The following is a 26177-nucleotide window of genomic DNA, read 5'->3' on the forward strand; positions in this document are numbered from 1 at the left end:
GCTTGCACTTATGATCATAATTCTATAAAATACTACTTAGATGACGGTTACGATAAGAACAGTGAAGAGGAGTAGTAGGAAAGCAGTATTTGTCTTTAGAGAATTGACGGCTGGTGAAAGTCAATCAAATCTGCTTCTGAACTCGCCTCAGAGTTGCAGTTGCGTTAAAGCTTCTGTCGCATGTCTGCGTTAAAGATATTAAGTGAGCGTATGAACAGTTCATGACGCTAACAAGGGTGGTACCGCGGGAACCAAAAAATCTCTCGTCCCTTTCCAGGGATGAGGGTTTTTTGTTGATTTTAGAAAAATCTGAATTCTTGCAGTGGTCATCTGAGCAGATAAAGCCGTACATATTAAAGGAGGTTTTCACATTGAGTTTTCAGCATCGGGAAATTGAAAAAAAGTGGCAGGATTATTGGCTGACACATAAAACATTCGCCACATCTGACTCGGAAGATAAACCAAAGTTTTATGCGCTAGATATGTTTCCTTATCCATCAGGAGCAGGGCTTCATGTAGGGCATCCTGAAGGATACACAGCAACGGATATTTTATCACGTATGAAACGTATGCAGGGCTACGATGTTCTTCATCCAATGGGATGGGACGCATTTGGTCTTCCAGCGGAACAATATGCGCTGGATACAGGAAATGATCCAGCTGAATTTACAGAAGAGAACATTAATAATTTCCGCCGCCAAATTCAATCATTGGGCTTCTCGTATGATTGGGATCGAGAAATTAACACGACAGATCCGAATTATTATAAATGGACCCAGTGGATTTTCTTGAAATTGTACGAAAAAGGATTGGCGTATATTGATGAAGTACCTGTAAACTGGTGCCCAGCACTCGGTACAGTCCTTGCAAATGAAGAAGTCATTGATGGGAAAAGTGAGCGCGGAGGGCATCCTGTTGAAAGACGTCCAATGAAGCAATGGATGCTAAAAATTACAGCATATGCGGACAGGCTGTTAGAAGATTTAGAAGACATTGATTGGCCTGAAAGCATCAAAGACATGCAGCGCAACTGGATTGGACGTTCTGAAGGTGCACATGTTCACTTCGAAGTAGAAGGACATGACGAACAGTTTACTGTGTTTACAACACGTCCTGATACACTATTTGGTGCAACATATGCCGTTCTTGCACCAGAGCATGCACTAGTTGAAAAAATTACAACAGCTGCTCAAAAAGAAGCAGTTGAAGCATATATCAAAGAAATTCAGTCTAAGAGTGACTTAGAGCGAACAGATCTTGCTAAAACGAAAACGGGCATTTTCACAGGTGCTTATGCCATCAATCCATTGAATGGGGAAAAGATGCCGATCTGGATTGCAGATTATGTGTTAGCCACATATGGCACTGGAGCGATCATGGCAGTTCCTGCTCATGATGAGCGTGATTATGAATTCGCCAAAACATTCGATCTTCCAATCAAAGAGGTTGTCGAAGGTGGAGACATTGACAAAGAAGCCTACACAGGTGATGGAAAGCACATCAACTCTGATTTCTTAAACGGCTTAGGGAAAGAAGAAGCAATTGAAAAAGCGATTGCATGGCTGGAAGAACATCAAAAAGGTGAAAAGAAAGTCACTTATCGTTTAAGAGACTGGCTGTTCAGCCGTCAGCGTTACTGGGGAGAGCCAATTCCAATTATTCATTGGGAGGACGGAACATCTTCAGCTGTTTCAGAGGAAGAGCTTCCACTGATTTTGCCTAAGACGACTGAGATTAAGCCAAGCGGAACAGGTGAATCACCTTTAGCGAATATTAAAGATTGGGTAGAGGTTGTCGATCCAGTGACAGGTAAAAAAGGACGCCGTGAAACCAATACGATGCCACAATGGGCAGGTAGCTGCTGGTACTTCTTACGTTATATTGATCCACATAACACAGAAGAACTTGCATCTCCTGAAAAGCTAAAGAAATGGCTTCCGGTTGATGTGTATATTGGTGGAGCAGAACATGCTGTGCTTCATCTGCTATATGCACGATTCTGGCATAAATTCTTGTATGATATTGGTGTTGTTCCAACAAAAGAACCGTTCATGAAATTGTTCAACCAAGGAATGATTCTTGGTGAAAATAATGAAAAAATGAGTAAATCAAAAGGGAATGTTGTCAACCCAGATGATATCGTAGAATCTCATGGTGCAGATACATTAAGACTGTACGAAATGTTCATGGGACCTTTAGATGCGTCGATTGCTTGGTCTGAAACAGGTCTTGATGGTGCTCGTCGTTTCCTAGATCGTGTATGGCGTCTGTTTACAAATGAAGATGGCTCCATCAGTGATAAAGTGACAGAGCAATCTGGCGGCGCATTAGAGCGCAGCTACCATGAAACCGTCATGAAGGTAACGGATCATTATGAAGGCTTACGTTTCAATACTGGGATTTCACAATTAATGGTGTTCATCAACGATGCATACAAGGCTGACACACTGCCGAAAGAATATGCAGAAGGATTTGTGAAACTTCTTTCTCCGATTGCACCGCATGTAGCGGAAGAGCTTTGGAATAAACTTGGTCATGAAGGGTCTATTTCTTATGAAGCATGGCCTCAATATGATGAGTCAAAACTTGTCGATGATGAAGTGGAAATTGTCGTACAGCTAAATGGAAAAGTGAAAGCAAAATTAACGGTTCCTGCTGATGCCACAAAAGAGCAGCTAGAAGAGCTTGCGAAAAATGATGCACGGATAAAAGAACAGCTTGAAGGGAAAACAATCCGTAAAGTGATTGCGGTTCCTGGAAAACTTGTCAATATTGTCGCGAACTAATGAACGCACCCATCGTTATCAGCCGATGGGTGTTGTTTATTTCCCGGGACATAATTTTGTCGAAAACAAGGTAATTCCTCCATCAATCTCGTATTTAACAAGTTGATCAAGAAAATGAGGAGTGACGTCAATGGAAAAGGAAAGCAAACGTGAACAACTGCTCAGTTTATTAGGGGAAATGCCGGAGCGCCATCGTGTGGAGGCGTATACGTTAAAGATTGAGGAACGTGAATCGTACTTAGTAGAAACACTCATTCTCTCTATTCATGGGGTGGAGGAAGTTCCGGCTTATTTTGTGAAGCCGAAAGATACAGTGAAAAAAAGGCCTGTTGTCTTGTTTCAGCATTCTCATGGTGGGAATTATGTGGATGGGAAAGAAGAGTTATTGAAGGGGGCTCATTATTTGCAAGCGCCTTCATACGCAAAAGAATTCACTTCAAAGGGCTATAGTGTGTTGGCGATTGATCACGCGGGATTTGGTGAAAGAAGGGGAAGAACAGAAAGTGAAATTTTCAAAGAAATGCTGTTAACAGGAAAAGTGATGTGGGGCATGATGCTGTATGAGAGCATGTGTGCAATTGATTATTTGCTGTCCCGCTCTGATGTGCTTCCAGAGCGTTTAGCTGTTTTTGGGATGTCAATGGGCGGCCTTCTTTCATGGTGGACGGCAGCACTTGATGAGAGGGTCAGTGTGTGTGTGGATCTTTGCGCACAGGTTGATCATCACACATTGATTGAAACAAATCATTTAGATAGACACGGTTTTTACTATTATGTACCGAGCTTAGCTAAGCACTTTACAGCAGCTGACATCCAAGAAATGATTTTCCCAAGACCGCATTTAAGCTTAGTTGGAAAGCATGATCAGCTTACACCTGCTGAAGGTGTTGGACGAATTCAACAGACATTAAGTCAAGCTTATCAAGCTGCTTCCTTAAAGGAACGTTATCAGCTTGTAGGTTTACATGCAGGTCATTTTGAAACGGCTGCTATGCGCCACGAGGCTACACGTTTTTTGAAAAAGTGGCTGTAATCAATAGACGGCATGGACATACTACTCCGATAGAAGATGAAGGAGGAAACAGATGAAAAAAATCACCATGATTGGCGGATGTGGTGTCATCGGACGTTTATTAAATAAAGAGCTCTCTTCGGAGTATGACCTGACCATCATTGATCAAACAAGATGTGTAGAAGAAGTCATTTTTGCAAATGCGGCAATTGAAGAGGAGTTGCTTCAAGCCATTCCAAGAGATACAGATGTGATCATTCATCTTTTAAACATAGACATGACGCATGATGTGATGAATGAAAAGGAGTTTGTAAAAATGAATGAGGTGTTTTGGATAAGCACGTATAATATGTTTCGTTCAGCGGCCAGGTTAAGCATTCCAAAAGTTATTTTTGCAAGCAGTAACCATGTGACAGATCGCTATGAAAAAGATGGTCACTCCTTACTAGGGCGAGAAATTACGACTGATGATGTACCAGCAACGAAAAATGTGTATGGCATTTTAAAATTTGCTTCCGAACAGCTTGGGCGTTTGTTTCACGATCAAACAGGTATGTCTGTCATCAATTTGAGAATTGGAACCGTCGTGACAGATGAGATGGAAGGACTGCACACTAAAAAAAGAACGAAACGAACGCTTCTTTCACATGAAGACCTTTTCGGCATGATCAAGGCTGCCATCGAAATGGACGTTCCATTCGGGACTTATTATTCCGTATCAGAAAATGAAGGGAAACCTTGGTCTACTCAGTCAACGAAGCAGGAGTTAGGCTACAGGCCAGATGTCAATACGGCAGAAATTCTGAAAGAAAACGATCAGGCATAGGGCATAATCATGACATTAGCTCATGATCTTTTTCTTTTCATTGATGAGGCTAAAAGCACGAATGGCATGATCATCTCTGTGGTCTGTCATGATGATTATAGACGCTTTCTTCCCCCGTTTGTTACATTTTAATCACGATATCGTCAAAGGCTGCAGCTTATGTTCAGACGAAATGATAACGCTTACAAAGAAAGGGCGTGATGAACATAGATCGTTCTATTAAAGGCCGATTGTTCAATGTATTTAATTACTCTTTTCTACTCATGTTCGCATTAATATGTGTGCTCCCGTTCATCCATGTCATTGCCGCCTCTTTTGCGACAGTAGAAGAGGTCATCTCAAAGAAGTTTATTTTGTTTCCAACGACGTTTTCTCTAGAGGCCTATCGCTATATCTTTTCTACAGATATTGTGTATCGCAGCTTGATTGTATCCATTCTTGTGACACTCGTTGGAACAGCGGTCAGCATGTTTTTATCCTCACTCATGGCGTATGGGCTGTCTCGTCAGGAGCTAAAGGGCCGAAGAACCCTCATGTTTCTCGTTGTCTTCACGATGCTGTTTAGCGGAGGGATGATTCCGACGTTTATCGTCGTGAAAACACTTGGGCTGCTTGATACTTACTGGTCACTCATTCTGCCAGTGGCCATCAATGCATTCAATTTGATCATTTTGAAAAACTTCTTTCAAAACATACCGGCTAGCCTTGAAGAATCAGCGAAGATGGACGGCTGTAACGATTTAGGGATCTTCTTTAAAATCGTACTGCCACTTTCTTTGCCAGCTATTGCGACGATTTCACTTTTTTATGCCGTGACGTATTGGAATACGTACATGACAGCCATTTTATATTTAAACGATTCGGTGAAATGGCCAATTCAGGTCTTGTTAAGACAAATCGTCATTGTATCAAGCGGTATGCAGGGAGATATGTCAGATATGGGCTCATCAACACCGCCGCCAGACCAAACCATTAAAATGGCGGTCATCGTCGTGGCGACCATTCCCGTTCTGCTTGTCTATCCATTTATTCAAAAGCATTTCAACAAAGGGGCATTACTAGGTTCTGTAAAGGGTTAAAAAGATGGAATAACGGAGGGATCTTATGGGGAGAAAGAAATTATGGCTGATTGCCTTTGTTTTGTTATTTGCCGCAAGTGGTATTCTGTCAGCTTGTTCAAGTAAAGGGGCAAGTTCATCAGATGAAAAGGTTGATTTAGACAAAAAGGTGAAGCTGACATGGATGGCTATTTTATATCATCAGCAGCCGCCGAAAGATTCAGTGCTAGAAGAGATTGAGAAGCTCACAAATACAGAGCTTGATATTACGTGGGTGCCTGATGCGGTGAAAGAAGACCGTTTAAATTCAGCACTTGCCGCAGGGAACCTCCCGCAAATTGTGACGATTCAAGACATTAAGAATTCATCTGCTATCAATGCGTTTAGATCAGGCATGTTCTGGGAAATCGGTCCATACTTAAAGGATTATCCAAATTTAAGTAAGATGAACGAACTGATTAATAAAAATGCCTCTATCGATGGGAAGCTTTATGGCATTTATAGAGAGAGACCACTTTCAAGACAAGGGATTGTCATTCGAAAGGATTGGCTTGAAAATTTAAATTTGGATACACCAAAAACGCTGGATGACCTTTATGAAGTAGCCAAGGCATTTACTGAAAAAGATCCGAACAAAAATGGTAAGGACGATACAATTGGTTTTACAGACCGTAACGATTTGATTTACGGTGCATTTAAAACGCTCGGTTCTTATGAAGGAATGCCAACAGATTGGAAAGAAGAAAACGGCAAATTTACGCCAGACTTTATGACAGATGAATATATGAATACAATGAAATATATGAAAAAGCTGCGTGACAATGGTTATATAAACAAAGACTTCCCAGTCACAAGCAAAACGCAGCAGCAAGAATTGTTCTCACAAGGAAAAGCGGGTATCTATGTTGGAAATATGGTAGATGCAGTGAACTTAAGAGATGATGCAACAGATAAGAACATGGAATTGGATATTATCAACCGAATCAAAGGCCCAGATGGCAAAGAACGTGTATGGGCATCAGGCGGCCATAATGGCATCTTCGCCTTCCCTAAAACAAGCGTCAAATCAGAAGCAGAGTTAAAGAGAATTTTGGCTTTCTTTGACCGCATTGCAGAAGAAGACGTATATGGTCTCATGACGTATGGGATTGATGGAAAGCATTATAACAAACAAGATGGAAATACATTTGTGAGGGAAGAAAGCCAAGTAAAAAGCTGGCAGACAGATGTACAGCCGCTTGTCAGCCTCGTAGGGATTGATAAACGTTACTTGAAAAATAAAGGCGATGCAGTTCGTACAAAATATGAAGAACTAGAAGAAGACAATAAAAACATCATTGTCGCTAACCCTGCTGAAAGCCTGTATTCAGAAACAGCATCAGAGCGAGGAAATGAATTGAAGAAAATCATCGATGATGCGACCTATAAGTTCATTCTTGGTGATATCAACGAAGAACAATTTAAGAAAGATGTAGAGAAGTGGAAATCAAATGGTGGAAATAAAATCATAGAAGAATATGAAGCTTCCTTTAAAAAATCAAAATGATGAACATGAAGACCCCCGCTTAGTAAAAAGCGGGGGTGTTTTCATTAAAAGTCGAAGTTGTCTGGATCAGGACCAATTCGTTTATTTTCATTTAAGGCAGACAGGCGCTTCATATCCTCATCAGATAGGACAAAATCGAAAATATCGGCATTTTCTTTTAAACGATGGGCTTTCGTTGATTTAGGAATCGTAATGACGCCTTTTTGCACATCCCAGCGCAAAATAATTTGAGCAGGTGTTTTGCTGTATGTGCCCGCAAGCTCCGTGATCAGCGGGTGGTGCAGCAGCTCTCCCTGCATAAGTGGTGACCAGGCTTCCATTTGGATACCATGTGTTTTCAAATACGTAAACAACGTTTCCTGCGTGAGTTTTGGATGAAACTCGACTTGATTAATCGCTGGAATGATGTCCGCATCTTTCAATAATTCATCTAGATGATGCGGCTGGAAGTTACTCACACCGATGGCTCTAACTTTTCCTTCACGGTACAGCGTTTCAAGCGCGCGCCAGGCTTCCTTGTATTTCCCTTCAACTGGCCAGTGAATTAAATACAGATCAAGGTAATCAAGCTGAAGTTTTTTCAGGCTGTCTTCGTATGCTTTTAGTGTCGCTTCATATCCTAAATCGGCATTCCACACTTTGGATGTCACAAAGATGTCTTCGCGGCGAAGGCCTGTTTCTGCTAGACCAAGTTGTATGCCTCGTCCAACACCTTCTTCATTGCCGTAAATAGAAGCTGTATCAATACTGCGATATCCTAATTGAATGGCTGTTTTAACAGCTTCAATTAATTCCGTTCCCTCTTCAACCTGAAAGACCCCAAGACCAAATCCTGGCATGCGGACGCCGTTGTTTAATGTTTTTGTACTTTGTAAATCGTTCATATGAAAGTCTCCTTTAAATGGTTTGTTTGTATTCTTTTTGTTCGATTTGATGACTCACCATCGTGAGTATAGCCGCCATGAGCACCATGATGCCGCCAACCCAGCCGGTATGCACAAGCCCAAGGGTATCTGTCACGATACCGCCTAAAAATGAACCAATGGCGATACCTGCATTAAAGGCAGCGATATTCAGAGCGGAAGCAACATCGACAGCTCCAGGTGTATACCTTTCTGCAAAATCAACGACGGCAACTTGAAGGCCGGGTACATTCATGAAAGCAAACAGTCCCATCAGCATCACAGTTCCAATCCCGAGTGTCATAAATCCAGCAGTAAAGCTAAGGATAAACAAGATGAGACTTTGAATGATAAACATATAAATCAGTGCTTTCATTGGCTGTTTATTCGCTGCTTTTCCGCCAATGACATTCCCAGCGGCGATGGTCATCCCGTATAACAGCAGGATCAAGGCAACTGTTCCAGGCGCAAGACCTGTCACATGCTGCAAGAGAGGGGATAAATAGGTGAAGACGACAAAAGTTCCTCCATACCCTGTAGCAGTAATGACAAATAAAAGCAAAATTCTTTTCGTCTTTAATAAGGCTGCTTGATCCTTAAACGTTGTTTTCACGCCCTGTTTCAATTGAGACGGAACAAGGAAATAGTTAGAAATCAGTGCGATTAGGCCAATCATGACAATCACACCAAATGACGTCCGCCAGCCGAGCTCATGACCAAGAAACGTACCGAATGGCACACCGGTCACAGTAGCGACTGTTAAACCCGTGAACATAAAGGCAATAGCGCTTGCCCGCTTTTCTTTCACCACAAGGCTTGCGGCAATGGTCGAACCAATCGACATAAATACGCCATGTGATAGGGCTGAAATCACTCGTCCGATTAAGAGCACAGAAAAAGTCGGGGCAATCGTGGCGAGTGTATTTCCGATCAAAAAGACGAGCATAATGAGCAAAAGCAATGTCTTTTTGTTCATAGCGGAAGTCAGGGAGGTTAGAATTGGTGCGCCAAAGGTAACACCGAGCGCATATAAAGAAACGGTCCAGCCGGCCTGACTGACACTCACGCCAAAGTCCTCTGAGATCATCGGTAGGAGACCTACAGAGATAAATTCAGTTGTACCTATAGCAAATGCACTAATCGCTAGTGCGAGAAGGGCAAAGTGATTTTGTTTGTTTTGCATAGTGATTCACATCCTTCTTTCATGACATTTTAATAGACGAAGCCGATCGGCAAGAGTTATTATCTAACATAGATGACAGAAAAAAAAGTACGTACTTTTTTGTAATATAGGTACTAAAAAGTGCCTGTACAGCATCAAAAGGAGTGAAGAGACGTTGGAAAAGAAGAAATATAATATCTCTGTGGAGGCAACGCTTGAAGTGATCGGCGGGAAATGGAAGTGTGTCATTTTATGTCATTTAACACATGGGAAAAAGCGGACGAGTGAACTGAAGCGCCTCATGCCAAATATCACGCAAAAAATGCTCACACAGCAGCTGAGAGAGCTTGAAAATGACGGTGTGATTAACCGCATTGTATATGAACAAGTGCCGCCTAAAGTGGAGTATGAATTAAGTGAATACGGACAGTCACTTGAGCGAATTTTGAATGCGTTATGTGATTGGGGGGCAGCCCATATTGAACGAGTGTATGGCGAGCCGCTTTCAGTGCTGGAAGACAGCATTCTAAATGAACAGTTTAAATAAAAAAGTCCCGCTTCTTGTGAGAGCGGGACTTTGCTTTATGTGCCTTTTTTCTGATCACGGTATTTCCCAGGTGTCGTGCCTTCCAGCTTTTTAAAGGAGCGGATGAAATTTTGCGGATTTTTATATTTTAGCTTTTCCGAAATTTCTTTCACCGACATATCCGTTTCCACCAACCAGTTTTTGGCGACATGATGTCTGTAAGACGAGAGATATTCACTAAAGGAGATATCCATTTCTTTTCTAAAAATACTGCTTAAATAATTTGGATTGTAGTGCAGGCGTGTAGCGATTTCGTCCAATGTCAGATCTGAGTCAAATTCTTGATGAATGATATGAATGATTTTCTCTGAGATATTTTTATATTGAGAGTCTTCACGCGCGCCGAGCTGATCAATGATGGGTCGAATGATCTCATGTTTCAGCCACGCTTCTGTATCTTCAAACGTTTTAAACTCAAAGATCGTATCATAGAGCATTTTATTATCTTCGACTTCAAACAATTCAATGCCTAGCAAATGCATCAGTTCGATGAGATTGTTTAAAAAACGAGCGAGAGCAATCTGGTACTCATGTGGTCCAGCATTTTTAGAAAAAATGGATTGCAGAAGCACATGTAAATAGTGATCTGCCTTGCCTTGATCGCCTGCTTTAATGGCATCAAATAAATCATGCTGCAGCTGTTTTGGGAAATGAGTCTTAAACGTCTTTCCTTGCTGAATATGCTCGTATAAAAGAATGGATTTTTTCTCTGCTTTGAGCCTGTATTTTAGGGCTTCTTTCCCTTCAATATAAGCATGTTTGGCCATAGAGAGCTCTTTAAATGAGCGACTGATCCCAATGCTGATCGACAAGCCCAGCTCTTCCTCAATCCGCTGCTGAATTGTTTCGGCTAATTGATTTAAATATTCAGTAAATTCCTCTTCTGACTTCGATTGATTGAGAACAATCGTCGTTTGATGCTGATTGACAACGGTCGGCTGAAGGTGCTCCTCTAGCGGAATAATCTGCTCAATCAGTCCGTTTATCGCAAATAAAAGCAAGTCTGCATCCTTTTTTTCATACGGCGTTCCTTTTAGTGTATCGATTTGGGTCACAAGCATGGACAAATGGGACCAGTCACGAGGAAAGCCTAGACTTTGAAATCGGTTGTGAATCTCTTCTTCCGTCAGTTTGCCAAGCAGCAGCCGCACCATAAAGTATTGCTGTAAGTGGGTCACTTGCTGCTCAATCCGTTCCTCTAGATCATTGTTTTGATCTTTCATTTGTTTAATGCTCGATTCGATGAGCTCAAATTCATTTTGGAAAGGCTGTTTATGCAAAAACGACTCATTACGTGCAAAGGATTCGTATAATAAGCGAATCGGTTTATAAAAGTGTCTAGAGCCAAACCATGAAAATAATAATGAAAGCGCTAACAAAATAAAGCAAATAATAAAGGTGATCCACCCGATTGATTTCGTTTGCTGCTTTAGTTCTGGAATGGAGACAAAGGATAAGTATGTCCATTCGTTATAATCTGATTTTTGAAACGTAATTTGATAGTTTAGTTCATCGATTTTCATATCAAATTGTCCGGATCGTTCTTCAAGTGACAGGACATGTTTGACGAAATCTTGATTTTTTAACGAGTCACCAATTTGTTCTTTTCGATTATGTAGCAGCACTTTTCCGTTTGTATCAATGACAAACATACTATCAGATTGAGAGAAGTCAGGCATGTTGTCAGCAATCACGCAGCTTGGAATGCTGGCGACGGCGATCCCCTTCTTTTGGACACTGTTCATCGGAAGCTGCTTGATTAAATTCACATTGTATTTGCAAAAGGATGTCTTTCCTTCTTTTGTTGAGACAAGTGGATTATTTTCTTCAAGTGCCCAGCTGGAATGACTCGGAATATTGAGGTAAGAGGTTAACGCTTTCTCTTGATCTCCGTTTGAGACATGATAAAGACCAGAATTGTTCATATACCAATCTTCCATTTTACTAACAAGTGTAATATTGGAGAGATCGGTGTCGAAGGTTTGCAGGTAATTCAGTTCTTGCTGGACTTGATTATAAAGTTGGAATTGGTCTGGATTTAAAGGTTCTGCCAGTGTTTGAAGGAGAGGCGGCGAACTGACATAGTGAGTGAGAGAATGATCTACTGTCTTTAGAATATGCTCAATATTGGATTGCGTTTGTTTGACGCTGTCCAGCTTTTCATTTGAAATATTTTCGAGTGCAGTTTTTTGCGAATGCTGATAAGAAAAAATACCGACAATAATAACAGGAATTGTACTAAGCACGAAAAAAAACGTCACCAGCTTGTAATAAAATTTATACTGCTTTCTTTTCATAAAACCCCCCATTTCAAACGAAACAATCTTTTCCCCTTAGTTTATTAATCCAAAAATCTGGTAGGTTTGTCAATAATCATTTTCTGAGATTAGGATCATTTTCTTATGTTTTATGTAACGTTTTGAGTAGCTTCCCCTGAGTAAATATGATCTGATGATATGATTGTAGACGGATTTTTCATCCTTAAGATACAGTTAACACATGCATCAGCATGAGGGGAGGCTTTATCTGTGAAAACACAGGATGTCACTGCCAAGGGTGTGCCTGCGGCAGCTTTGAAAAAAGAAAAGAGAAAGCGCTTACTTAACCAATTACTTAGTCAAAAATTTCTGTATTTAATGATTTTGCCAGGGCTCCTTTATTTTCTTGTCTTTAAATATGTCCCTATGTGGGGGCTGATCATTGCCTTTCAAGATTACCAGCCGTTTCTCGGAATTCTTGGCAGTGAGTGGGTTGGCTTCAAACACTTTATTCGCTTATTTACAGAACCAACATTTTTCATCTTATTAAAAAATACGCTCATTTTATTTGCCATGAATGTCGTGATTTTCTTTCCGATTCCAATCTTATTAGCCCTTCTTTTAAACGAGGTCAGGTTGGCACTGTTTAAGAAATTTGTTCAGACAATGATTTATATTCCTCACTTCATGTCATGGGTGATTGTCGTGTCCTTATCTTTTGTTTTGTTAACGGTAGATGGCGGGTTAATCAATGAATTGATTGCTTTCTTTGGAGGAGAAAAGATTAACTTCCTTCTTAGTCAAGAATGGTTTAGACCCATGTACATTTTGCAGGTAATCTGGAGAGAAGCGGGTTGGTCAACCATTATTTATCTTGCAGCGATTACAGCAGTAGATCCGCAGCTATATGAAGCAGCAAAAATGGATGGAGCCGGCAGACTCAGACAAATGTGGCACATCACCCTTCCTGCGATTAAAAGTGTCATTGTTGTACTGCTCATTTTAAAAATTGGTGATACATTAGAACTTGGATTTGAGCATGTCTATTTATTACTCAATGCGACCAACAGGGAAGTCGCAGAGATTTTTGATACGTATGTGTATACAGCTGGTCTGAAGCAAGGACAATTCAGCTATAGTACCGCTGTTGGTTTATTTAAAGCAGCCGTTGGACTTATTTTGGTCATGATGGCGAACCGTTTAGCGAAGAAGTTTGGAGAAGAAGGGATTTATTAAAAGGGGAGATGAAGACCAATGACATTATCGATTGAAAAGGGATCACCGCTTGAGCATGCAGAGAAATTAGCACAAACAATAATGAAAGCGTATACACCGATTGAACTTCCGCCAGCTGGAAGGTGGCACTATCATCAAGGGGTTTTCCTTTGCGGAGTGATGAAGCTTTACGAAGCAACAGAAAACGAGGCGTACTTTGATTATGTGAAAAATTATGCTGACTCACTCATTGATGACCATGGGAATCTGTTATTCCGCAGAGACGAGCTTGATGCCATTCAAGCAGGGCTCATTTTATTCCCGCTGATTGAAAGAACGGGAGAGACGCGGTATGTGAAGGCAGCAGAAAAGCTTCGGGGGCTTTACCGGACGCTGAATCGCACGTCTGAGGGCGGTTTCTGGCATAAAGACAATTATGCCTATCAAATGTGGCTAGATGGTCTTTATATGGGTGGGCCTTTTGCTTTAAAGTATGCCCAGTTGACAGGAGAATCGGAGCTGGTGGACATGGTCATCCATCAAGAGCATCTCATGAGAAAGCATACCAAAGATGAAAAAACGGGCCTTTACTATCACGCATGGGATGAACGGAAAGTGATGCCATGGGCTGATCAACAGACGGGTTGTTCCCCAGAATTTTGGGCAAGATCCTTTGGCTGGTATGTCCTTGCGTTAGCCGATATGATCGAAGATTTACCAGAAGGACATGAAGGACGAAAAGTGTGGAAGTACACACTGACAGATATGCTGGAAAGTGTGGCAAAATATCAGGACGACGAAACGGGTCTATGGCATCAAATCATTGATAAAGGAAGTCATAGCGACAATTGGCTTGAAAGCTCAGGGTCATGTCTATTCATATATGCGATGGCAAAAGCCATGAATGAAGGATATGTCAGTCTTCGATATGTTGATCATGTGGTCAAAGCGTATCAAGGATTGATTCAGTATAAAACGGAGGAAAAAGACAACGGCGATTTTACGGTGAACGATATTTGTATTGGAACATCTGCGGGATTTTATGACTATTACGTTGGCAGAGAGCGGAGCACGAATGATTTGCATGGAGCAGGCGCTTTTATTATGGCGTTAACTGAACTAGAAAAGCTGTCTGTGTTTCAAAAGGTATGAGGCGGTATCAAAGGGCTGCGGCATGGCTCCTCAGCTTCATCGCTGCCTTTTATTTGTCCGCCTGTCAGGGGAAAACAGAGGGGATTGATGTCCTTATTTTTTCTGACATGTCAAAAGCAATGAAAGACCAATTAGTGGAGAAAGCTTTTCAACCAAATCAGGAGACATACGACGTTCACATCTTCCCTGCAATTCCTGAAAAAATTCTTGTTGAAATAACTGCAAAAGAGGGGGACGTGATGTTTGTCCCGGAAGAAATGTTTAGAATATATGATGATCCTGAAAGCTTTCAGCTGCTTGAAGAGATGCGGGTAGATGGCGAAGGGGCAGGACCATATACGGTGGAAGATGCAATGACGGGAAATACAGTCGATTATGCGGTCCAAATCAAGAAAGGAACGAAGCAGCTAAATGGCTATACCTTTCGATTACACCGAGATATGGTCGCCTTTATTCCTGTGTATGCGGAGAAATCTAAAGAAGCACTGTCTCTCATGAAGCAGCTTCGTGAAAACCAATAGAAAAAGGGGTGGGGGAATGTGAAAAGGGTCGCTGTTTGCGGGCTCAGTCACCGTGCCTTCAATATGTTTATCAAACCGCTCACCGAGGATTTCAACGAGCATTACAGGATTACAGGGCTCTTAGATGTAGATGAGAAGCGGTATACACTTTGTAAGGAGCGTTTTCCATCACTAAGCGGCGTCTCATTTTTTCATGAGGATGCATTTGGTCAGATGGTGAAGGAAGCAAGACCAGATATCGTCATTGTGGCGGGGCGAGATGATACACATGTCACATATATCCTGCAGGCACTGGATCATGATCTGGATGTCATAACGGAAAAGCCGATGGTCACAACAGCAAAAGACGCCAAACAGGTGATGGAAAAAGAGGCAGAAAGCAAAGGGAAGGTCACCGTCACCTTTAATTATCGCTACAATCCATTCCATCGAAAGATAAAAGAGCTCATTTTAGATGGAAAGATTGGAAGGGTCACGTCTGTTGAGTTAAGCTGGCTCATTGATACGTATCACGGAGCCAGTTATTTTAAAAGGTGGAACCGCTCACGTCAATATTCAGGCGGTCTGTCTATTCATAAATCGACCCATCACTTTGACTTGGTCAACTGGTGGATTGATCAAAAGCCGAAGCAAGTATTTGCCTATGGCGCACTGAATTATTATGGGGATGAAAGTCCTTGGAATCCTTTGCAGGGTGAAGAGAATCGATATTGTGGAACCTGTCATGTAAGAGATACCTGTCATTATGAAGCAAGGTGGAATCCGAGGTTAGAGCGCACAAAGGTGGAGGATGACCATATTGAATCAGGTGAGCAGCAGTCAAAGCAATACTCAAATTATCGCCCGGATGCCTGTATTTTTGATCAAGAAATTGATATTGAGGATACATATGTGGCGTCAGTGGCTTATGATCAGGGGGCTTTGTTAAGTTACTCGATTCAATTTTCAGCGCCATATGAAGGCTACCGGCTTGCGATTAACGGGACGAAGGGACGGATTGAAACAAATGAGTTTCATGTACCATCGAGAATCCCTTTTCAATTCCCTGAACAGACAATTGCATACTACCCGATGTTTGGTGGAAAAGAAACGATTGAAGTTGTGAAACAATCAGGTGGTCATGGAGGCGGAGATCCGCTATTATTAGCAGATTTATTTTTAGGAAAAGATCCGCTCATTCCTTATGACATTTCGGCAGGAGCAGAGGCGGGGGCTTATTCCATTGCACTTGGCGAAGGCATGTGGCGCTCAGTTGCAGAAAAACGCCCGATTGAAATAGAAGAATTGTTTCAAAAAGAGACGGTGTAACGAGTAAGAGAGGAGGGAACAGAGATGGATCATGATGGATCAATGAGCAGAATGTTGCGCATGTGTGAGTGGGTGATGAGACTTGCCTATACGAATTTGTTATGGCTTTTGTTCACTTTACTTGGGCTTGGAATTTTTGGCTTCATGCCTGCAACAACAGCGTTATTTTCTGTGATGAGAAAGTGGATACAAGGGCATGAGCAAGTCAGCGTCTTTCAAACCTTTTGGAAAGTATACCGCGAAGAATTTGTACGCTCTAATGTCATTGGAGTGGTGTTGGTCATCATCGGGACAATTATTTATGTAGACCTTGCTTATATTTATCCAACGAGTTGGTTTTTACACGTGCTTCGCTTTGCGATCTATATCTTTGGTTTTCTGTTTATTGTCAGCTTGTTTTATATCTTTCCGCTGCTGGCTCATTATGATTGGAAAAAGCGTCTTTATTTGAAATTTTCCCTTCTGCTTGGTATCTCGTATTTGCAATATACGCTCTCTATGCTTGTTTTCTCGGCTGTTCTCTTTATCCTATTTGCTTATTTGCCAGGGATCGTGCCGTTTTTTAGCATCAGCATTCTCGCATATGGCCACATGTGGCTAGCCTATCAAGTATTTAAAAAGATAGAGTTTGAAAGCGAGCAGCCGGCAGTTGATGTGAAGAAACGATTCCCGTCTTTCCTTCAATCCAAGCGGGTGAATACGCAGTGATGTGTATGATTTGCTATAATGGTGTCACCGTGAATAAAAGGAGAGATGAGAGTCGTGTCAGTAAAAGAAATTTCAATAGAAGAATTAAAGCAAAAGCTAGAGCAAGAAGAAGCCATTCAACTCGTCGATGTGCGTGAGGATGAAGAGGTAGCAGAAGGCATGATTCCAGAGGCAGTCCATATTCGAATGGGCGATATTCCTGAGAAGCTGGATGCGTTTGATAAGACGCAAGAGTATTATATTATTTGCCGTTCTGGTAAACGCAGTGAGAATGTCTGCTATTTCTTAGAAGACCAAGGCTATCAAGCAACCAATGTCGTTGGCGGCATGCTTGCATGGACAGGAGAAACAAAACCGAAGCTGTAAAAAGAAGTCCTTTCATCGACAAGATGGAAGGCTTTTTTTTGTTCATATGTCCGTCTCTATTTGCATAAAAATAGAGTAGCAAGAGAAGGGAGAGTGGCATATGTGCTGAAGGTAGCTGTATTTGATGAAGAACACGAGAAAGATCTGCAAAGCGAAATCAATCTTTTTTTAAAAGGAATGGACGACGACCAAATTATTGACATTAAATACAATGTGGCGGTGATCTGTGAGCAAGGAGGAGAGCAGCTCTACTGTTTTTCAGCGCTCATTTTATATAAAAAATAAAAGGACCTGCTGAAAGGTCCTTTCAGCGTGTAGACAAACCCTCGCATTCGTTGTCAGTCCTGCGTGCTGGTGCTCACGAATGTGAAATTCGCTCCGCGCCAGTACTCGTCCTTCCTAGTCTGCAAAGGTTTTCTATCACGCTGAAAAGAAGAAAAAGGGCTGAAATAAAGGTCCTTTTGATATGATCAACTAGCGTCAATATGTAAACGATGCTTTTTGCAGTGAACGCATTGAAAGAGATAGCCTTGCAAGTCTCCTCCGTTCACGAGCCATTGTTTCAGGTTCTCTTTTGTGAAATGTCCACCACTGCAAATCTCTTCAATATCCTCTGAGAGTTCTTCCTCTAAATGCTCAATTTCTTTCCATCCAACATACTGCACAATCGCGCAAAAATCCCCGCAATGGCTTAACCAATATTCCTGCTGCCATCCGCGGTAACCCGGCGTTCTGTAGATCAGTTCATCTATATATTCTTCATGATCGACGTCATCACAACTCACATCGTCTTGAAACATTCCATTATATGTTTGAGCAGCTGATCCATCTTTAATGCACCAAGGACAAATGCCAGAAACGTCTTCAATAGAATAAAAAGGACCATGATATACATAATCTCGTTCTTTCTCACAAACGGGGCATATCGTCTGCTCTTTTTTAATTACATGTAATGAAACTGGGTCTGGGTTGTACTTGAACGTAGGTAACGTCATATAAACCTCCATTATGTAGAAAAGTGATGATTCAACACTATTTTATCGGAATACGCGATGTCATGACAATCTTCAATTATTTCAACGAGAAAAAAAGCCGTTCGGATGAGGAACGACTTTTCTCTTGTGATGATTATGCTTTTTTTACTCTTGGACTTCTTGGTTTATTGTACTTATTTGCTTGTTTAATCGCTCTTCGTTCTTCATTTAGTGACTTGTACAGGGATACAATCATTAAAATGATGACAACAGAGAACGGCAAAGCAGCAAGTTTGGCTGTGTTTTGCAAGGCTTCAAGACCGCCTGAAAATAAGAGCACTGCCGCAACTGCTGACTGGATAATACCCCAGCTGATCTTTACACTATTCGCTGGATTTAATGATCCATAGGTTGTCTGCATGCCGAGAACGAATGTAGCTGAGTCTGCTGATGTGATAAAGAATACCGCAATTAAAATAAGAGCTAGAATCGATGTGATCATTGCCAGCGGATATTCATTTAGTACACCAAAAAGCATGGTTTCCGTAGAAAGGCCTGCAACATCGACAATATTCTTTTGCTGTAAGTCCATCGCAGAAACACCGAAAATAGAGAACCAAAGAAATACAAGGATAGATGGAGCAACTAACACACCAACTAAAAACTCTCGAATGGTTCGTCCACGTGATACACGTGCAATAAAGATCCCGACAAATGGTGCCCAAGAGATCCACCATGCCCAATAAAAGATCGTCCATCCGTTAATCCATTCTCTCTTTTCAGGGTCATTTGGAGATAAGCGAAAGCTCATTTGAACGATGTTGGATAAGTATTGTCCAATAGAGTCAGTAAATGAATTTAAAATATAAACTGTTGGACCTACCAAAAGTAAGAAAAACATCAGAACAGCTGCTAATACCATGTTGATATTACTTAAATATTTAATCCCTTTACCAATACCGCTAAGAGCAGATGCAAGGAAGAGCACCGTCACAATGATGATAATAATCAATTGTGTGCTAAAGGCATTTGGAATGTTAAATAGATAATCCAATCCGCCATTGATTTGTGCTGCGCCTAATCCTAAGCTCGTTGCAACACCAACAACTGTCGCAAACACAGCAATACAATCGATGGTTTTTCCGATCCATCCGTGCGTTTTATCTCCTAAAACTGGCTGCAGTGTTGCACTGATTAAGCCAGGCGCATCTTTTCTAAATTTAAAGTATGCAATGCAAAGCGCAACAATGGCATAGATCGCCCATGCATGAAGTCCCCAGTGGAAAAAAGTATAACGAAGGGAATCACGGAAGGCTTGTGCAGTTTCAGTGTCACCCGTTGGTGATTGAATCGCATAATGACTGATCGGTTCAGCTGCTCCGTAAAAAACAAGTCCAATGCCCATTCCAGCACTAAATAGCATCGCAAACCAAGAAAAAAGACCAAATTCAGGCTCTTCACCTGGCTTACCTAATGTAATTTTTCCGATAGGGCTAAAGATAAAGAATAGACAAAAGCCGACAAGCAGTGATACGACTAATAAATAATACCAGCCAAAGTCATTTGTAATGTATGTTTGAATTTGATCTGTCACATTTTGCAGTGATTCTGGAGAAAAGGCTCCCCATAGAACGGCAATAAATGTGATAGCAATCACAATCCAAAATACACTTGATACGTTTTTCACACCATCTCACTCTCCTGTTGTTCTACACGTTTAAGCAGAGGATTTTGTTTAATATCCCCTGTCTCAACTATTTTCAAACAAAAAGAGGCGAGTTTCTCACTCGACCTCTATTTTACCGTAACATGTTTTGCTTCCATTTATCAACCATCGATATGTGAAGATGACTTTTCTTCAATTCGTTTGCGCAGACGGTAGACATATTCTTTTAAACAAACTGCGAAAATCGTAAACGCTAAAATAATGGCGACTTTTAACGGGGTAATGGACAGCTTCATAAAGAAAGCGGCTGTCAAACTAATGACAACTGCAAGGACAATCGGAAGTGCGCGTCTAATCATTGAAATCTCTCCTTTACTTCTAGTGCGGCATTCATGCCAGCTAACCTGCCTGTCACAAGTGCTGACGTAATATTGTAACCACCTGTGTAACCGTGAATATCTAAAATTTCTCCGCAGAAATAAAGACCGGCCATTTTTTTGGATGCCATTTTCTTCGGTTCAATTTCTTTGACAGAAACGCCGCCACCTGTAACAAAGGCTTTATCTAAAGAAAGCGTCCCATTTGCATGGACGATGAAATGTTTACAATCATGAGCAAAAGCGCGCAGTTTATCTTTAGCGAGACCAGAAAATGTCTCCTGTGGATCAATGCCATTTCGTTCTAAAAGGAACAATAAATAGCGCTCTTGCATCCAAGATTTCAGGACATTTTTAATGGCTTTTTTTGGTTCATCTTTTAGATCACGATGAAGCTTTTGGAAAAGTTCCTCGTCATTGAGCTTTGGGTATAAGTCAATTTGAAGGCGGACGGCCGGCTGCTTTTTCAGTTCCTTCACAACAAATCCGCTGCATCTCAGAACGGCAGGACCTGATAAGCCAAAGTGTGTAAAGATCATATCCATGACATGAGTGACGACGGGTTTTCCTTTTTTATTTAAAACACTCACGGCCACACTTCTTAATGAAAGACCTTGAAGCACTTTGTCCTTAATAAAACGCTCGTCTGACGTGACGGGTACTTCGGTTGGGAAGAGCTCTGTAATGGTATGGCCAGCGGCTTCTGCCCATGCATAGCCATCGCCAGTAGAGCCTGTATGCGGCACACTTTTCCCGCCAACAGCAATGACAACGGCATGACTTGAAATTTTTTCATCATTATTTGTAACAATTCCAGCTGCTTGTCCGTCTTGATACAGAACGGTTTTAATCTTTTCATTCGTTCGAATGGTCACATTGAGCACGCGGAGCCTATCCAATAGGGCATCCACAACAGATTGTGCTTTGTTTGAGACAGGGAACATACGTCCATGGTCTTCTTCTTTTAGTTCAATACCTAGATTTTCAAAGAACGAAATAATATCCTCGTTATTGAACTCAGAAAATGCACTATATAGAAAACGGCCGTTTCCGGGAATATGCTTGATGATTTCTTCTACTGGAAGGCGATTGGTCACATTGCAGCGTCCACCGCCAGAAATGGCGAGCTTTCTGCCAAGTTTGTTTCCTTTGTCAATTAACAGAACCGATGCACCGTGTTCTGCCGATGCAATCGCGGCCATCAGTCCAGAAGGTCCACCGCCAATGACAATGACATCATAATGTTTCATGTTACATTCCTCTTTCTACTTTCAGTCATTTCTCTATTATAACGAAGATTGGGGAAGGCTGAAATATGAATTGATTGGTTTTGTGACTTCTGTATTGGATTTGTTACCTGTGCGATGAAATGATGTGTTAAAATAGTTAAGTTGAATATTCATTAGAAAAATGGTGGTTAAGCGCATGTCTAATAAACTGCTTCGTGGTACGTTGGTTTTAACGATAGGGACTTATCTCTCTCGTATTCTTGGTATGATTTACTTAATTCCATTTAGCGCAATGGTCGGAGCGACTGGTGGTGCGCTATTCCAATATGGATACAATCAGTATACGATCTTTTTAAGTATTGCTACGCTCGGTTTTCCAACAGCGGTATCGAAATTCGTTTCTAAATATAATGCGATCGGCGATTATGAGACAACAAGAAAAATGTTCAGGGCGGGTATGTCGGTCATGCTTGTCACCGGTATTATCGCCTTTTCTATTTTATATTTGACCGCACCGATCTTTGCCAAGATCCAGCTTGGAGGATCGAATGAAACGGGCGGTTTGACGGTCGATCAAGTGGTCTATGTAATTCGGATGGTCAGTTTGGGTCTATTGGTTGTACCCATTATGAGTCTTGTGCGAGGCTTTTTCCAAGGGCACTCGATGATGGGCCCGACAGCTGTTTCCCAAGTCATCGAACAACTTGTCAGAATCATCTTCCTATTAACAGCGACGTTTATCATTTTAAAAGTGCTTGACGGCGGTCTTGTTATTGCGGTTGGTTATGCCACATTTGCCGCACTCATTGGTGCGTTTGGCGGTCTATTTACGCTTTATTTATATTGGCTGAAGCGGAAAGATCGGCTTTTGGCAATGCAGCCGAATACAGGGGACTATTCTGGATTATCTTATAAGCAAATGTTTACAGAGCTGTTCAGTTATGCAGCACCCTATGTGTTTGTTGGGCTTGCCATTCCGATTTATTCTTATATTGATACAAATACAATTAACAGAGCGATGATTGCATCAGGACATCAGGATATTAGTACAGCGGTTCTGTCTATTGTGACGTTATATTTACCGAAGCTTGTCATGATTCCTGTGTCACTTGCAACTGCATTTGGTTTAACATTGATTCCTACCATAACGGAATCCTTTACAGCGCGAAATTACAAGCTGCTGAATCGACAAATTGATCAAACGATGCAGGTCATTTTATTCTTCGTTCTGCCTGCTTCATTTGGTATTTCGGCATTGGCTGGACCAGTTTATTGGTTTTTCTATCCGTCTGTGCATCCTGAGATTGGGACTTCTATTTTGTTTTGGTATGCACCTGTTGCGTTACTGTTTTCTTTATTCACCATTAACGCAGCGATTTTACAAGGGATTAACAAACAAAAATTTGCGATCGTCAGTCTTTTGTTAGGGATTATCATTAAAACGGTTCTCAATATCCCGCTGATTAGCTGGTTGCAAGGAAACGGTTCTGTGCTTGCAACGGCATTAGGTTACAGTGCCTCGATTTTGTATATGTTCATCATGATCAAGCGCCATGCAGGCTATTCGTTCCGCAGGATTTTCAAACGGTTTATTTTAATTGGTATTTTAACGGCAATCATGGCTGTAGTGGCTTATGTGACATGTCAGCTTGTAAGTCAAGTCATTTCATATGAAGGCGGAATCATACAAGCTGGTATTGTTATTTTGATTTCAATGATTACTGGCGGCGGTGTGTATATGTTCTTATCTTATAAAGTTGGATTGTTAGAGCGTGTACTTGGCAGCCGGATGCCGTCATTTTTAAGAAAAAAGAGTTAGAAGGGGTGGAGAAGCATGAGGCTTGATAAATTGCTGGCCAATACGGGCTTTGGTTCAAGGAAAGATGTAAAGAAGCTGGTCAAGGCCCGGGCTGTCACAGTGAATGGAGAAGTGGCGAAGCAGGTGAAAGATCATGTCGATCCAACAAATGATGAAGTGCTCGTGCATGGAGAGCGTGTAGAGTATAAAGAATTCATTTATCTCATGATGAACAAGCCAGACGGTGTCATTTCAGCAACGGAGGATCTGCGAGATGAGACGGTTGTTGATTTACTAGAGCCAGAGGATATTGCAAGGGAGCCATTCCCTGTGGGGAGACTGGATAAGGATACAGTCGGTCTCCTCCTCCTTACAAATGACGGCCAGCTTGCTCATCAATTGTTATCTCCGAAAAAGCATGTCCCGAAAACATACGAAGTTCATCTAAAATATCCGCTTGGAGATCAAGATATCACTCGTCTTGAAGAGGGAGTTGTGATTTTAGACGACTACCGAACGAAGCCGGCGAAGGTTGAAGTAGATGCCAACCAAGAGGCAGATACACGAATCCGTTTAACGATTACTGAAGGGAAGTACCATCAAGTGAAGCTGATGGCACAAGCAGTGGGCAATGAAGTGATCTTTTTAAAACGGCTCTCGATGGGAGCTGTTTCATTAGACGAAGATTTGGCGCCAGGAGAATACCGTGAATTGACGGAGGAAGAGTTAGACAGCTTAATCAATCGTGATTAATATAGTGAAAAAGAAAAGAACCGGCATATCGCCGGTTCTTTTTGTTATATGGAAGTTCATTATTCGCTTATGATGATATTTTTACTTTTTTTCTCGTTGTTTCCCATTTGCCTCTGCTTGGACTATGAACAAGATCGTTATAGGCAAGCACGTTTAAGTCTCTTTGGATGGTTCTAGGTGTGATCCCGAATTCATCAACCAGCTCTTGTGTCGTCACAAGACCTTTCTCTTGAATGAACATATAAACTGATTTTATTCGAGTCATCATACGGTTTGTTGAAGGTTTCAAAAAACCACTCCCTATCAATAAGATCGGATGGACTTGACTAACCACAACTTACTACACTAAAACTGCGACATAAGGACATGCAACAATGGTAAATGTTCGTGTTTCTTAATGTTTTATTCTATTATACACGTTATTATGCATCTAGTTCCACCAAAAAGTCAACTTTACGTGTTTTTAAACTTGTCTTCATGAATGAAATTATGGTATATATCATGATTTGAATCCGGTTACAACCCAATAAACACAAGGTGTATAAAGAAATTGCCACTTAAGAAAGAGTAAAAAATAAACACAGAAAATTTACAAAATAAAAAATCATTCATACAAAAAAGACACATTCAAATGAGAAATGTGTCTTTTTATTTTGGTTATCCTTCTAAGAAAAAGAGCTGCACGAAAAATAAGACGGCGAAAATGAGTACAAGAATATGCACTTCTTTCCATTTTCCTTTTGCCAGCTTCACAAGTGGATATGAAATAAATCCTAGTGAAATTCCTGTAGAGATGCTAGATGTCAGCGGCATGGAAAGAATCACAAGAAAAGCAGGAAATGCTTCGTCAAGCTCATTCCAGCGAATACGTGACACTGAATTCATCATCAAACAGCCGACAATGATTAAGACAGGTGAAGTGATGGACGGCAAAGACGAAATGGCTTGAACGAGCGGACCAAAAAACAAGGCCACAATAAACAATGCAGCAACGGTTAAAGAGGTCAGTCCAGTTCTTCCGCCAGCAGCCACTCCTGATGAAGATTCAATGTAAGCTGTGGTTGGGCTTGTTCCAAACATTGAGCCAATTGTCGTTGCAGCAGAGTCAGCAAGTAAGGCTCTGCGTACTTTTGGGAGCTGACCATTTTTCATTAAACCTGCTTGTTCCGCAACCCCGATCATTGTTCCTGTTGTATCAAAAATCGTCACAAGTAAAAAGGAGAAGACAACAGCATACAAGTGATGGGAAAATACATCGCCAAACGCAGCGAATGGATTTGTAATCAGCATTCCTTCAGGCAGTGCTGGGGTATCCACTAGCACTTTAGGAAAATGAAGCTGACCTGTTGCAAGTGCAATTAACGTGGTTGCTAACATGCCGATAAACAGCGCTCCATTCACTTGAAGAACCATTAATATGACAGAAATCATTAAACCAACGAGTGTCAAAATGACAACAGGTGAGCTTAAATTGCCAAGCTTCACAAGATTTTGTGGATCAGCAGTGATGATTCCAGACTGTCTTAGCCCAATGAATGCAATAAATAATCCGATACCTGCTGTAATCCCGTACTTTAAATTATCTGGAATCGCCTCAATGAGTTGTTTTCTAAGGGATGTTAACGATAAAATAATAAAGAGTATTCCAGCAACAAATACCGCACTAAATGCTGTTTGATAGCTGAGACCCCCACCACCGACAACAGTGACGGTGAAATAGACATTCAGCCCCATACCTGGTGCAATGGCAATCGGATAGTTTGCAAAGAGTGCCATCCAGAGTGTACCGACAACAGCAGCGATAATGGTTGCAGTAAAGACTTGGTCAAAAGGAATGCCTGCATCTGAAAGGATTCCTGGATTGACGGCTACAATATATACCATCGTAAAGAATGTCGTCATACCAGCGAGTAATTCTTTCTTTATATTGGTTTGGTTCTCTTTTAACTGAAACATAAAATCCTCCATTTACGA

24 protein-coding genes and 1 other annotated feature are annotated in these 26177 nt (G+C 41.4%); of the genes, 15 read left to right on the forward strand and 9 right to left on the reverse strand.

The window, feature by feature from the left end:
* Positions 1 to 52 precede the first annotated feature (52 nt).
* Positions 53 to 274, forward strand: a binding site (T-box leader).
* 97 nt (positions 275 to 371) lie between these two features.
* From leuS to MHH23_RS06680, 5 genes are all read left to right on the forward strand, one after another.
* Positions 372 to 2786, forward strand: coding sequence for a leucine--tRNA ligase (gene leuS, locus MHH23_RS06660; protein WP_058337255.1), 2415 nt, complete (start codon positions 372 to 374; stop codon positions 2784 to 2786).
* Between the two features lie 130 nt (positions 2787 to 2916).
* The gene (locus MHH23_RS06665) at positions 2917 to 3819 is read left to right on the forward strand and encodes a dienelactone hydrolase family protein (RefSeq protein WP_017367887.1); all 903 of its coding nucleotides are present in this window, start codon (positions 2917 to 2919) and stop codon (positions 3817 to 3819) included.
* 52 nt (positions 3820 to 3871) lie between these two features.
* Positions 3872 to 4624, forward strand: coding sequence for an NAD-dependent epimerase/dehydratase family protein (locus tag MHH23_RS06670; RefSeq protein ID WP_340959119.1), 753 nt, complete (start codon positions 3872 to 3874; stop codon positions 4622 to 4624).
* A 218-nt stretch (positions 4625 to 4842) separates the two neighbouring features.
* A complete protein-coding gene (locus tag MHH23_RS06675) occupies positions 4843 to 5703 on the forward strand; it encodes a carbohydrate ABC transporter permease (RefSeq protein ID WP_098680761.1) in 861 nt (286 codons plus the stop codon).
* Between the two features lie 25 nt (positions 5704 to 5728).
* Entirely contained in the window at positions 5729 to 7228 is a 1500-nt protein-coding gene (locus MHH23_RS06680; RefSeq protein WP_058337258.1) for an extracellular solute-binding protein, read from the forward strand.
* 44 nt (positions 7229 to 7272) lie between these two features.
* Here the strand turns inward: MHH23_RS06680 and MHH23_RS06685 are convergent, their stop codons facing one another.
* Positions 7273 to 8112 carry an aldo/keto reductase gene (locus MHH23_RS06685; protein ID WP_039168372.1) on the reverse strand — a complete coding sequence of 280 codons (840 nt, stop codon included), beginning with the start codon at positions 8110 to 8112 and terminating at the stop codon, positions 7273 to 7275.
* 13 nt (positions 8113 to 8125) lie between these two features.
* Entirely contained in the window at positions 8126 to 9313 is a 1188-nt protein-coding gene (locus MHH23_RS06690) for an MFS transporter (protein WP_024719303.1), read from the reverse strand.
* Positions 9314 to 9467: 154 nt separating this feature from the next.
* On the opposite strand from MHH23_RS06690, the gene MHH23_RS06695 reads away from it, so the two are divergent.
* On the forward strand, positions 9468 to 9839 hold the full coding sequence (locus tag MHH23_RS06695; protein WP_008343017.1) for a winged helix-turn-helix transcriptional regulator: 372 nt from the start codon (positions 9468 to 9470) through the stop codon (positions 9837 to 9839).
* A gap of 35 nt (positions 9840 to 9874) precedes the next feature.
* Here the strand turns inward: MHH23_RS06695 and MHH23_RS06700 are convergent, their stop codons facing one another.
* A complete protein-coding gene (locus tag MHH23_RS06700; RefSeq protein ID WP_019743703.1) occupies positions 9875 to 12175 on the reverse strand; it encodes a helix-turn-helix domain-containing protein in 2301 nt (766 codons plus the stop codon).
* A gap of 231 nt (positions 12176 to 12406) precedes the next feature.
* Between MHH23_RS06700 and MHH23_RS06705 the strand changes: the two genes are divergently transcribed.
* The 7 genes from MHH23_RS06705 (at position 12407) to MHH23_RS06735 (ending at position 17691) form a co-directional block, all read left to right on the forward strand.
* On the forward strand, positions 12407 to 13372 hold the full coding sequence (locus MHH23_RS06705; RefSeq protein ID WP_008343019.1) for an ABC transporter permease: 966 nt from the start codon (positions 12407 to 12409) through the stop codon (positions 13370 to 13372).
* Positions 13373 to 13390: 18 nt separating this feature from the next.
* Positions 13391 to 14503, forward strand: a complete 1113-nt coding sequence (locus MHH23_RS06710; RefSeq protein ID WP_178930472.1) for a glycoside hydrolase family 88/105 protein — start codon at positions 13391 to 13393, stop codon at positions 14501 to 14503.
* On the forward strand, positions 14500 to 15024 hold the full coding sequence (locus tag MHH23_RS06715) for a lipoprotein YteS (RefSeq protein ID WP_340959124.1): 525 nt from the start codon (positions 14500 to 14502) through the stop codon (positions 15022 to 15024). The genes MHH23_RS06710 and MHH23_RS06715 overlap by 4 nt, the downstream gene beginning before the upstream one ends.
* A gap of 18 nt (positions 15025 to 15042) precedes the next feature.
* Positions 15043 to 16332 carry a Gfo/Idh/MocA family oxidoreductase gene (locus MHH23_RS06720; protein WP_178930470.1) on the forward strand — a complete coding sequence of 430 codons (1290 nt, stop codon included), beginning with the start codon at positions 15043 to 15045 and terminating at the stop codon, positions 16330 to 16332.
* Positions 16333 to 16356: 24 nt separating this feature from the next.
* A complete protein-coding gene (locus MHH23_RS06725) occupies positions 16357 to 17040 on the forward strand; it encodes a YesL family protein (RefSeq protein ID WP_007501858.1) in 684 nt (227 codons plus the stop codon).
* A 54-nt stretch (positions 17041 to 17094) separates the two neighbouring features.
* Positions 17095 to 17406 carry a rhodanese-like domain-containing protein gene (locus tag MHH23_RS06730; RefSeq protein WP_017358336.1) on the forward strand — a complete coding sequence of 104 codons (312 nt, stop codon included), beginning with the start codon at positions 17095 to 17097 and terminating at the stop codon, positions 17404 to 17406.
* A gap of 102 nt (positions 17407 to 17508) precedes the next feature.
* Positions 17509 to 17691 carry a sporulation protein Cse60 gene (locus MHH23_RS06735; RefSeq protein ID WP_003217582.1) on the forward strand — a complete coding sequence of 61 codons (183 nt, stop codon included), beginning with the start codon at positions 17509 to 17511 and terminating at the stop codon, positions 17689 to 17691.
* A gap of 185 nt (positions 17692 to 17876) precedes the next feature.
* Here the strand turns inward: MHH23_RS06735 and MHH23_RS06740 are convergent, their stop codons facing one another.
* The 4 genes from MHH23_RS06740 to MHH23_RS06755 form a co-directional block, all read right to left on the reverse strand.
* Positions 17877 to 18401 (reverse strand): CbrC family protein, encoded by a 525-nt coding sequence (locus tag MHH23_RS06740; RefSeq protein WP_138278895.1) that lies wholly within the window; start codon positions 18399 to 18401, stop codon positions 17877 to 17879.
* 133 nt (positions 18402 to 18534) lie between these two features.
* Positions 18535 to 20067, reverse strand: coding sequence for a glycine betaine transporter OpuD (gene opuD / locus MHH23_RS06745; protein WP_017358333.1), 1533 nt, complete (start codon positions 20065 to 20067; stop codon positions 18535 to 18537).
* A 140-nt stretch (positions 20068 to 20207) separates the two neighbouring features.
* Positions 20208 to 20405 carry a hypothetical protein gene (locus tag MHH23_RS06750; RefSeq protein WP_056705471.1) on the reverse strand — a complete coding sequence of 66 codons (198 nt, stop codon included), beginning with the start codon at positions 20403 to 20405 and terminating at the stop codon, positions 20208 to 20210.
* Positions 20402 to 21673 carry an NAD(P)/FAD-dependent oxidoreductase gene (locus MHH23_RS06755; protein WP_050827578.1) on the reverse strand — a complete coding sequence of 424 codons (1272 nt, stop codon included), beginning with the start codon at positions 21671 to 21673 and terminating at the stop codon, positions 20402 to 20404. Before MHH23_RS06755 ends, MHH23_RS06750 begins: the two co-directional genes overlap by 4 nt.
* 175 nt (positions 21674 to 21848) lie before the next feature.
* Here MHH23_RS06755 and MHH23_RS06760 point away from each other — a divergent pair, with 175 nt between their 5' ends.
* Entirely contained in the window at positions 21849 to 23471 is a 1623-nt protein-coding gene (locus tag MHH23_RS06760; protein WP_017358331.1) for a putative polysaccharide biosynthesis protein, read from the forward strand.
* 15 nt (positions 23472 to 23486) lie between these two features.
* The gene (locus tag MHH23_RS06765) at positions 23487 to 24203 is read left to right on the forward strand and encodes a pseudouridine synthase (RefSeq protein WP_017367874.1); all 717 of its coding nucleotides are present in this window, start codon (positions 23487 to 23489) and stop codon (positions 24201 to 24203) included.
* 67 nt (positions 24204 to 24270) lie between these two features.
* On the opposite strand, the gene MHH23_RS06770 is transcribed toward MHH23_RS06765, so the two are convergent.
* Both MHH23_RS06770 and MHH23_RS06775 read right to left on the reverse strand, forming a co-directional pair.
* On the reverse strand, positions 24271 to 24492 hold the full coding sequence (locus tag MHH23_RS06770) for a DeoR family transcriptional regulator (RefSeq protein ID WP_008356419.1): 222 nt from the start codon (positions 24490 to 24492) through the stop codon (positions 24271 to 24273).
* A gap of 368 nt (positions 24493 to 24860) precedes the next feature.
* A complete protein-coding gene (locus MHH23_RS06775; protein ID WP_017358329.1) occupies positions 24861 to 26159 on the reverse strand; it encodes an NCS2 family permease in 1299 nt (432 codons plus the stop codon).
* Between the last annotated feature and the right edge of the window lie 18 nt (positions 26160 to 26177).

This window comes from Bacillus sp. FSL K6-3458 (genome assembly GCF_038005045.1).
In the GTDB taxonomy this organism is placed as follows: Bacteria; Bacillota; Bacilli; order Bacillales; family Bacillaceae; genus Bacillus; species Bacillus altitudinis.